Annotated in this window: 7 protein-coding genes (1 of these 7 cut by a window edge); all 7 read left to right on the forward strand. The window is 66.4% G+C overall.

Features of this window, described 5'->3' with window-relative positions:
- Positions 1–260 precede the first annotated feature (260 nt).
- Positions 261–1,541, forward strand: coding sequence for a glutamate-5-semialdehyde dehydrogenase (locus tag U5N23_RS01935; protein ID WP_322591199.1), 1,281 nt, complete (start codon positions 261–263; stop codon positions 1,539–1,541).
- Positions 1,542–1,609: 68 nt separating this feature from the next.
- Positions 1,610–3,064, forward strand: a complete 1,455-nt coding sequence (trkA, locus tag U5N23_RS01940; RefSeq protein WP_322591200.1) for a Trk system potassium transporter TrkA — start codon at positions 1,610–1,612, stop codon at positions 3,062–3,064.
- Positions 3,065–3,085: 21 nt separating this feature from the next.
- On the forward strand, positions 3,086–4,552 hold the full coding sequence (locus U5N23_RS01945) for a TrkH family potassium uptake protein (RefSeq protein WP_322591201.1): 1,467 nt from the start codon (positions 3,086–3,088) through the stop codon (positions 4,550–4,552).
- Positions 4,553–4,649: 97 nt separating this feature from the next.
- Positions 4,650–5,945, forward strand: coding sequence for a glutamate--cysteine ligase (gshA, locus tag U5N23_RS01950; protein WP_322591202.1), 1,296 nt, complete (start codon positions 4,650–4,652; stop codon positions 5,943–5,945).
- A gap of 289 nt (positions 5,946–6,234) precedes the next feature.
- Positions 6,235–8,103: a potassium transporter Kup gene (locus U5N23_RS01955; RefSeq protein ID WP_322591203.1), complete on the forward strand. Its 1,869-nt coding sequence runs from the start codon at positions 6,235–6,237 to the stop codon at positions 8,101–8,103.
- A gap of 79 nt (positions 8,104–8,182) precedes the next feature.
- Complete coding sequence (locus U5N23_RS01960; RefSeq protein ID WP_322591204.1) at positions 8,183–9,370, forward strand: benzoate/H(+) symporter BenE family transporter; 1,188 nt, start codon at positions 8,183–8,185, stop codon at positions 9,368–9,370.
- Positions 9,371–9,453: 83 nt separating this feature from the next.
- A protein-coding gene (gene gshB, locus U5N23_RS01965) for a glutathione synthase (RefSeq protein WP_322591205.1) crosses the window boundary here: on the forward strand, positions 9,454–10,000 show its 5' portion. Its footprint extends 413 nt past the window's final position; the window shows 547 of its 960 coding nt (coding positions 1–547); its start codon is at positions 9,454–9,456; the stop codon falls past the right edge of the window.

Genomic DNA, 10,000 nt, shown 5'->3' on the forward strand with positions numbered 1-10,000 from the left:
TGAACTTCAGCGGGCTGGAAGGCGTGCAGCTGGTCGTGGGCTACGGCGTGGGCGACGATGCCGCCTCCGGCCGCCGAAATGGTCCGTGCGGGCCGCTACCAGGTGGTGCATACGCTCCATTGAGTGCTTGCAAGCCGGCGCGGACAAGGCCGTTCTGCCGGGTGGCGGAGGGCGGCAGCCCCGGCATCCGCCCCCGGCCTGGGCCGCATGCCCTGCCCCTGGGTGCGCAGGGGCAGGGCGCTTCTGCGAGAATCGGCGCCATGAACGCGCTCAATGTGGCTGAATACACGCACACCCTCGGATCCCAGGCCAAGGCCGCCTCCGCCCGCATGGCGCGTGCGCCGGCCGCCATCAAAAACAAGGCCCTGGGCGCCCTGGCGCGGCTGCTGCGCGAGAACGTGGATGCGCTGCAGATCGACAACGCCCGCGATCTGGAGCGCGCCCGCGCCGCCGGGCTGGCCGAGCCTATGGTGGACCGCCTCAAGCTCAGCCCCAAGGTGCTGGAGACCTGCGCCGAAGGCTGCGAACAACTCGCCGCGATGCCCGACATCATTGGCGAGATCCTGGGCATGAAGCAGCAGCCCAGCGGTATCCGTGTGGGGCAGATGCGCGTGCCGATTGGCGTGTTCGGCATGATTTACGAGAGCCGCCCCAACGTGACCATCGAAGCCGCGAGCCTCAGCATCAAGAGCGGCAACGCCTGCATCCTGCGTGGCGGCTCGGAGGCCATTGACTCGAACAAGGCGCTGGCCAAGCTGGTGCAGCAGGCGCTGGCCGAGGCGGGCCTGCCGCAGGACGCCGTGCAGCTGGTGCAGACCACCGACCGCGAGGCCGTGGGCCAGCTGATTGCCATGCCGCAGTTTGTGGACGTGATCATCCCGCGCGGCGGCAAGGGCCTGATCGAGCGCATCAGCCGCGATGCCAAGGTGCCCGTCATCAAGCACCTGGACGGCAACTGCCACACCTATGTGGACGACCCCTGCGACATCGCCATGGCGGTGAAGGTGGCCGACAACGCCAAGACCAACAAGTACAGCCCCTGCAACGCCAGCGAAGGCCTGCTGGTGGCGCGCGGCGTGGCGGCGGAGTTTCTGCCGAAGATCGGCGCCGTGTATGCCGCCAAGGGCGTGGAGATGCGCGGCTGCCCCGAGTCGCTGGCCATCTTGCAGTCGGTGCCCGGTGCCCAGCTGGTGCCTGCCACCGAGCAGGACTGGAGCGAGGAATACCTGGCTCCCATCATCAGCGTGAAGGTCGTGGCCGGTGTGGACGAGGCCATTGCCCACATCAACCACTATTCCAGCCACCACACCGACGCCATCCTGACCACCAACCATGTGCATGCCCAGCGCTTCCTGCGCGAGGTGGATTCGGCCAGCGTGATGGTCAATGCCAGCACGCGCTTTGCCGATGGTTTCGAGTACGGGCTGGGGGCCGAAATCGGCATCAGCACCGACAAGTTCCATGCGCGCGGCCCGGTGGGCATTGAGGGGCTGACCTCGCTCAAGTACGTGGTGCTGGGCGAGGGCGAGGTACGGGGCTGATGCTCGGCCCTGGCGGCCGCTTGGGCAGCCGGCTTGACGCGCACGCGGCACCTACCCATCATTCTTCCGTGAAAATCATCATCCTGGGTGCCGGCCGTGTCGGCCACAGCGTGGCCGAGAGCCTGGTCTCCGAGCGCAACGACATCACCGTCATCGACACCGATGCCGAGCGCCTGCGCGACCTGGAGTCGCGCTTCGACCTGCGCGGCGTGGTCGGCAGCGGCATCGACCCCGCCGTACTGGCCGAGGCCGGCGCGCACGACACCGACCTGCTGATCGCCTGCGCGGCGCAGGACGAGACCAACCTGGTGTGCTGCAAGATCGCGCAGCTGGTGTTCAACATCCCCACGCGCATTGCGCGGGTGCGTTCCACCGGCTTCACGCTGGACGAGCGGCTCACAGGGCCCGAGGGCTTTGGCGTGGACCGCATCATCTGCCCCGAGGAATCTTTGACCCGCTACATCGGCAAGCTGATCGAATACCCCGAGGCCATGCAGGTGCGCGAGTTTGCGGGCGGCCGGGCCTGCCTGGTGTCGGTGCGCGCGCGGGCCGGGGCGCCCATGGTGAGCCACACCATCTGCGAGCTGCGCGAAGCCTCGCCCGATGTGGCCATGCGCCTGGTGGCGATCTACCGGCGGTTTCAGGACGAGCCCGACCGCTTTGTGGCCTGCGACGGCAACACGCGCATCGAGCCGGGCGACGAGGTGTTTGTGCTGGCGGCCAGCGGCCACATTGCCGATGTGCTCACGGCCCTGCACCGGCGCGGCGGTCGCCCTGTGCAGCCGGTGCGGCGCATCATGATTGCGGGCGGGGGGCGCGTGGGGCTGCGGCTGGCGCGCCAGCTCAGCAAGGAGCCCGGGCGGTTTCACATCAAGATGATCGAGGACGACCCTGAACGCTGCATCGAGCTGGCCTCCACCCTGCCGTCCGATGTGCTGGTGCTGCAGGGCGACACCACGGACGAAGACCTGCTGGGCGGCGAGAGCGTGGAAGAGATCGACCTCTTCCTGGCGCTGACGGATGACGACGAGGACAACATCATGTCCTCCCTGCTGGCCAAGCGCATGGGCGCCAAGCGGGTGCTGGCGCTCATCAACCGGCGCAGCTATGCCGACCTGATGCACGGCACGCAGATCGACATTGCGCTGTCGCCCGCGCAGGCCATGCTGGGCGAGCTGCTGGCCTATGTGCGCCAGGGCGATGTGCAGGCCGTGCACAGCCTGCGCCGGGGCGTGGCCGAGGCGCTGGAGATCGTGGCGCGCGGCGACCGCAAGAGTTCGCGCGTGGTGGGCCGCAAGGTGAGCGACCTGCAGTTGCCGCACGAGGTGCACATGGGCCTGATCGTGCGCGGCCTGCCGGATTCGCCCGACGTTCCGCCCGATGATTTGCGCGAACCCCAAGTGATCATCCCGCGCAGCTCCACGGTCATCGAGAGCAACGACCACGTGGTGTTCTTCCTGCCGCACAAGCGGCTGGTGCGTGACGTGGAAAAGCTCTTCCGCGTGAGCGCGACGTTTTTCTGACGGGCCCCCTGCGAGAACGCCATGGTGGACATGTTTCCCGTGCTGCGGGTGCTGGGCATCCTGATCATGATCTTTGCGCTGACCATGGGGCTGCCGCTGTCGGTGTCGTGGTTCCTGCGCGATGGGGTGTGGCACATCTACCCGGTGGCCATGGCGGCGACCCTGGCCGTAGGGTGTGGCCTGTGGTGGAAGCTGCGCCTGTTCCGCCGCGAACTGCAGCCGCGCCATGGCGTGATGCTGGTCACGCTGGTGTGGGTGCTGCTGCCGCTGTTCGCGGCGCTGCCGCTGATGCTGGCCGCCCATGAGATCGGGCGGCCCATGTCGTTCACCCATGCGTACTTCGAGGCCGTGTCGGGCCTGACCACTACCGGGTCCACGGTGCTGGTGGGCCTGGACACCCTGCCCGTGTCGATGAACGTGTGGCGCACGTTCCTGCAATGGGTGGGGGGCATGGGCATCCTGATCCTGGCGGTGGCCGTGCTGCCCCTGCTGGGCGTGGGCGGCAGCCAGCTGTTCAAGGCCGAGGCGGCGGGCCCGGTCAAGGATGCCAAGCTCACCCCGCGCATGACCGAAACCGCCAAGGGGCTGTGGGGCGTGTATGCGCTGTTTTCTGCGGCCTGCGCCCTGGCCTACTGGGCTGGGGGCATGGACCCGGTCAATGCGCTCATGTACATGTTTTCCACCGTGAGCCTGGGCGGGCTGTCTCCGCACGATACGAGCTTCGGCTTCTATCAGTCGCCCTTGCTGGAGGCCATCGCTGTTGGCTTCATGCTGGTGGCCAGCTGCAACTTTGCGCTGTATTTTGTGGCCATTCGCAAGGGCCACTGGCAGGGGTTCTGGCGCGACCCCGAACTGCGCGCCACCTTGTTCACGCTGGTGGGCGGGGGGCTGCTGGTGTCGGTGCTGTTGTGGGTGAAAGGCGTGTATGCGCCGCTCGATGCGCTGCGCTACGGCATGTTCAACCTGGTGTCGATTGCCACCACCACCGGCTACGCCACGGTGGACTACCTGAGCTGGCCGGTGTTTGCGCCCGTGTTCATGCTGCTGCTGTCGGGCGTGGCGACCAGTGCGGGCTCCACCGGGTGCGGCATCAAGATGGTTCGCATGCTGATCCTGCTCAAGCAGGCGCGGCGCGAGATGAACCGCCTGGTGCACCCCCGCGCCGTGCAGCCGGTGCGGCTGGGCGACGCGGTGGTGGACAACCGGGTGATCTTTTCGGTGCTGGCCTTCATGCTGGTGTATGGCGCCACCATCATCGGCCTGAGCATGGTGCTGCTGCTCACCGACCTGGACCCGGTGACCGCGTTCTCCGCCGTGATCGCCAGCGTCAATTGCATGGGGCCGGGGCTGGGCAGCGTGGGGCCTGCGTCCAACTACGCGGTGCTGACCGATTTTCAGATGTGGGTGTGCACGCTGGCCATGCTGCTGGGGCGGCTGGAGATCCTGAGTTTCATGGCACTGCTCACGCCCGCGTTCTGGCGGCGCTGACACAAGAAACCGCGCGGCCCGGGCTTGCGAAGAACCGGTCGGCGCCCCAACCCTACAATGGATCGCAATCGTTACCGTCTCCTCTGAGGGCATCCCCATGGTTCCGCATCTCATCACGGCCCTCACCGGGCCGATCAACGAACTCGAACAGCGCGTTCTCGACTCCATGCCCGCCATCGAACGCTGGTTCCGCCTGGAATGGATGGAGCACACGCCGCCGTTCTACACCTCGGTGGACATCCGCAACGCGGGCTTCAAGCTGGCCCCGGTGGACACCAACCTCTACCCCGGTGGCTGGAACAACCTGACCAAGGAGATGCTGCCCCTGGCCGTGCAGGCCGCCATGGCCGCCATCGAGAAGATCTGCCCCGAGGCGCGCAACCTGCTGATCATCCCGGAGAACCATACGCGCAACACCTTCTACCTGGCCAACGTGGTGCAGCTGCAGCGCATCTTCAACATGGCCGGCCTGAACGTGCGCGTGGGCTCCATCAGCCCCGAGATCAAGAAGCCCACCCTGATCGAGCTGCCCAATGGCGACACCGTGACACTGGAGCCCGTGGTGCGCACCAAGCGCCGCCTGGGCCTCAAGGACTTCGACCCCTGCACCATCCTGCTGAACAACGACCTCACGGCGGGCGCGCCCGGCATCCTGGAAGACATCCACGAGCAATACCTGCTGCCGCCGCTGCACGCGGGCTGGAGCGTGCGCCGCAAGAGCACCCACTTCAAGAACTACGAAGAGGTGGCCAAGCGTTTTGGCAAGATGCTGGGCATCGACCCCTGGCTCATCAACCCCATGTACAGCCAGTGCGACGAGGTGGACTTTGCCGAAGACAAAGGCATGGACAAGCTGCAGACCACGGTGGATGCGCTGCTGACCAAGGTGCGCCGCAAGTACAAGGAATACGGCATCAACGAAAAGCCGTTTGTCATCGTCAAGGCCAACAACGGCACCTACGGCATGGGCATCATGACCGTGCGCGACGCCAAGGAGCTGGACGCGGTCAACCGCAAGACCAAGAACAAGATGGCCGTCATCAAGGACGGCCAGCCGGTCAACGACCTCATCATCCAGGAAGGCGTGCTGACCCAGGAGCGCGTGCACGACGCCGTGGCCGAGCCAGTGGTCTACATGATGGACCGCTACGTGGTGGGCGGCTTCTACCGCATGCATGCCGAGCGCGGCGTGGACGAGAACCTGAATGCACCGGGCGCGAGTTTTGTGCCGCTGGCCTTCGAGCACAGCACGCACATGCCGCAGCCCGGCGTGCGCCCGGGGGTGAGTGCGCCCAACCGCTTTTATATGTATGGCGTGGTGGCGCGCCTGGCCATGCTGGCGGCCAGCTACGAGCTGGAGGCCACCAACCCGGACGCCGAGGTGTACGACTAAGGTTTTCTCTCTAATGTGCGACCCCCCCTCTCTTGCTTCGCAATCTGGGAGGGGGACGCCCCCGGTGCGGCGGGGCGGCCCTTGCACGGGGGCGCTGGCCTTGCGCCGCGCCAGTTTCGTGGGTAAAGGGCTCTGAAACCTGCATGCCACGTCCGCGCAGGTGACGCCAGAGGCCAGTTGCTGCGCTGCAACATGCCCTGCGCTGGTGCGCCGCTGCACCAGCGCAGGAGCACAATAGCGTTCCCAAAAGTAACGGAACCCCGGCAGCAACGTGTGCCGGGTGCGGTCAGTGCAAAGCTCCAAATCCTCGCTCGCAGCGCTCACGCTGGGCGCCATCGGTGTTGTCTACGGTGATATCGGCACCAGCGTGCTGTATGCGGTCAAAGAGGTGTTCGGGTCCGGCCATGTGCCTTTCTCCCCGGACAACATCTACGGCATCCTCTCGATCTTCTTCTGGACGCTGACGGTCATCGTCTCCCTGAAGTACGTGGTGCTGGTGCTGCGTGCCGACAACAACGGCGAAGGCGGGCTGATCGCCATGCTGGCCCTGGCCTCCCAGGCCGTGAAGGACAAACCCCGCCTGCGCGGCGTGCTGCTGGGGGTGGGTATCTTCGGCACCTCGCTGTTCTATGGCGACGGGGTCATCACCCCGGCGATCTCGGTGCTCTCGGCGGTGGAGGGGCTGGAGGTGGTCTCGCCGCACTTCAAGCAGTACGTGCTCCCGCTGACCCTGGTGGTGCTGTTCTGCCTGTTCATGGTGCAAAAGCGCGGCACGAGCGGCATCGGCAAGTTCTTCGGGCCCATCACGCTGGTCTGGTTTGCGACCCTGGCGGTCCTGGGCGTGTCCCACATCGTCAGCCACCCCGAGATCCTCTGGGCCATGAGTCCGCACTATGCGCTGGGCTTCATGATCGCCAACCCGGGCACCAGCTTCATCATCCTGGGCGCCGTGGTGCTGTGCGTGACCGGTGCCGAGGCCTTGTACGCCGACCTCGGGCACTTCGGCAAGCGGCCCATCCGTCTGGCCTGGTTCTGCGTGGCCATGCCGGCACTCGTCCTCAACTACTTCGGCCAGGGTGCGCTGTTGCTGGCCCAGCCCGAGGCGGTGAAAAATCCATTCTTCATGATGGCGCCCGACTGGGCGCTGCTGCCCCTGGTAGTGCTGGCCACCCTGGCCACGGTGATCGCCTCGCAGGCGCTGATCACCGGCGCCTTCAGCGTGACCAAGCAGGCCATCCAGCTCGGTTATCTGCCGCGCCTGAACATCCAGCACACCAGCGTGCGCGACACGGGGCAGATCTACATCCCGCTCGTGAACTGGGGCCTGTTCGTGGCCATCGTGCTGGCCGTGGTGATGTTCCGCTCGTCGAGCAACCTGGCCGCCGCCTACGGCATCGCCGTGACGCTGGACATGCTGATCACCACCACGCTGACCTTCTTCGTGATCCGCTATGGCTGGGGTTACCCCTTGGCACTGTGCGTGGCCGCCACGGGCTGCTTCTTCGTGGTGGATCTGGCCTTCTTCGCCTCCAACCTGCTCAAGCTGTTCGCGGGCGGCTGGTTCCCGCTGATGATCGGTGGCATCGTCTTCACGCTGATGATGACCTGGAAGCAGGGGCGCCATCTGGTCAACGACAAGCTGCGTGCCGATGCCATCGACCTCAAGGACTTCCTGGAGTCGGTGTTCATCAGCCCGCCCACGCGCGTGGAAGGCACTGCCGTGTTCCTCACGGCCGAGACAGGCGTCGTGCCCAATGCGCTGCTGCACAACCTCAAGCACAACAAGGTGCTGCACGAGCAGAACCTGTTCGTCACGGTCAAGAGCCATGAGGTGCCCTGGATCGGCATGGACAAGCGCCTGCAGGTGGACGCCCTGGGCCACGATTGCTGGCAGGTGGTGGTGCACTACGGCTTCAAGAACGACCCCGACCTGCCGCGCGCCCTGGAGCAACTGCGTGGCCGCGGCTGTGGCATGGAGCCCATGACCACAAGCTACTTCCTCTCGCGCGACACCGTGGTGCCCACCATCGGCAGCGGCATGGCCCCCTGGCGCGAGAAGCTCTTCGCCCAGATGCACCACAACGCCAGCGGCGCGGCAGACTTCCTGCACCTGCCCAACAACGCGGTGGTGGAACTGGGCTCGAAGATCGAGATTTGACGCTCCCCGGAGCGAACCCCGCAGGGCCGAGATAGCCCCCGCCGCGCACCTTTTCGGTGCGCGAGGCAGAATCCAGCCCATGCAATTTTTCAAAGACCTGAGCCTGTCGTCGTTCACGGCAGGCTTCGTGGCCGTGCTCGTGGGCTTTACCAGTTCGGTGGCCATCGTCTTCCAGGCGGCGCAGGCCTTCCATGCCACGCCGGGGCAGGTCACCTCCTGGATCTGGGCGCTGGGTCTGGGCATGGGGCTGTGCTCCCTGGTGCCATCGCTGGTGCTTCGCATGCCGGTCATGATCGCGTGGTCGACCCCCGGCGCAGCGGTGCTGGCCACGGCGGGGCTGGCCGGTGGTTTCAGCATGGGCGAGGCCATCGGCGCCTTCATGGTCAGCGCCGCGCTGATCACGCTGTGCGGCGTCACCGGCTGGTTCGAGCGCATCATGAACCGCATCCCCATGGAGATCGCGGCCGGGTTGCTGGCTGGCGTGCTGGCGCGTTTCGGCATCCAGGCATTCACTGCAGCGCAAACGGCGCTGCCCCTGGTGCTGCTGATGCTGGCCACCTACCTGCTGGGGCGGCGCCTGCTGCCGCGCTATGCCGTGGTGCTCACGCTGGCATTGGGCATCGCCTGGGTGGCGCTGCGCGGGCAGATGGCCTGGTCGGCCGTGCACCTCTCGCTGGCCGCACCGGTGTGGACCACGCCAGAGTTCAGTCTGGCCGCCACCGTGAGCCTGGCCATCCCCCTGTTCGTGGTGACCATGGCCTCGCAGAACCTGCCGGGCGTTGCGGTCATCCGCGCATCGGGCTACCCCCTGCCCATCTCGCGCCTGCTCACCCTCTCGGGCCTGGGCACGCTGGTGCTGGCTCCGTTTGGCGCCTTTGCCCTGAATTTCAGCGCCATCACCGCTGCCATGTGCATGGGCCCCGAGGCACACGAAGACCGCGCCCGCCGCTACACGGCCGCGGTGTCCTGCGGCGCCATCTATGTGGTGATCGGGCTGTTCGGCGCGGTCATCACCGGGCTGCTCACCGCGTTCCCTTCCGAACTGGTGGTGGCCATCGCCGGTCTGGCCTTGCTGGGCACCATCGGCAATGGCCTGGCGACGGCGCTGCGCGAGGAGGGGCACCGCGAGGCGGCGCTCATCACCTTCCTGGTCACTCTCAGCGGGGTGGTGGTGGCGGGCGTGGGCTCGGCCTTCTGGGGCGTGGTCGCAGGCAGCCTTGCGCTATTTGTGCAACAGTACGGGCGTACACGCACCCAGGGTGGCTGACGGCTCACGTCCTTCTATATATGGACAAAAGCCGTCCCTGCCATGGGGCGCCGGTCTTTTTACATTCATCCATCTTCCAGCCCATGCAAATCCTCTTCATCGCCGACCCGCTGGCCAGCTTCAAGATCTACAAGGACACGACCTTCGCCATGATGCGCGAGGCCCAGCGCCGAGGCCACACCATCGCGGTGTGCGGCCCGCAGGACGTAAGCTGGGTGTGCGGCGGCAAGGTGACGGCACGCGTGCGCGACATCGTGCTCACCGGCCACCCGGACGACTGGTACACCGAGCAGCCCGTGCGCAGCGCGATGCTGGCCGACTTCGGCGCGGTGCTGATGCGCAAGGACCCGCCGTTCGACAGCGAATACTTCTACGCCACCCATATGCTGGAGCAGGCCGAGCGCGATGGCGCACGCGTATTCAACAAGCCCCGGGCGCTGCGCGACCACCCCGAGAAGCTGGCGATCATGGAGTTTCCGCAGTTCATCGGCCCCACCCTGGTCACGCGCGACCCGGCGGACATCCGCAGCTTCCATGCCGAGCACAAGGACATCATCCTGAAGCCCCTGGACGGCATGGGCGGCATGGGCATCTTCCGCGTGGGGCCGGACGGTCTGAACCTGGGCAGCA

Origin of the sequence: Acidovorax sp. (genome assembly GCF_034519795.1) — a bacterium.
In the GTDB taxonomy this organism is placed as follows: Bacteria; Pseudomonadota; Gammaproteobacteria; order Burkholderiales; family Burkholderiaceae_C; genus Acidovorax.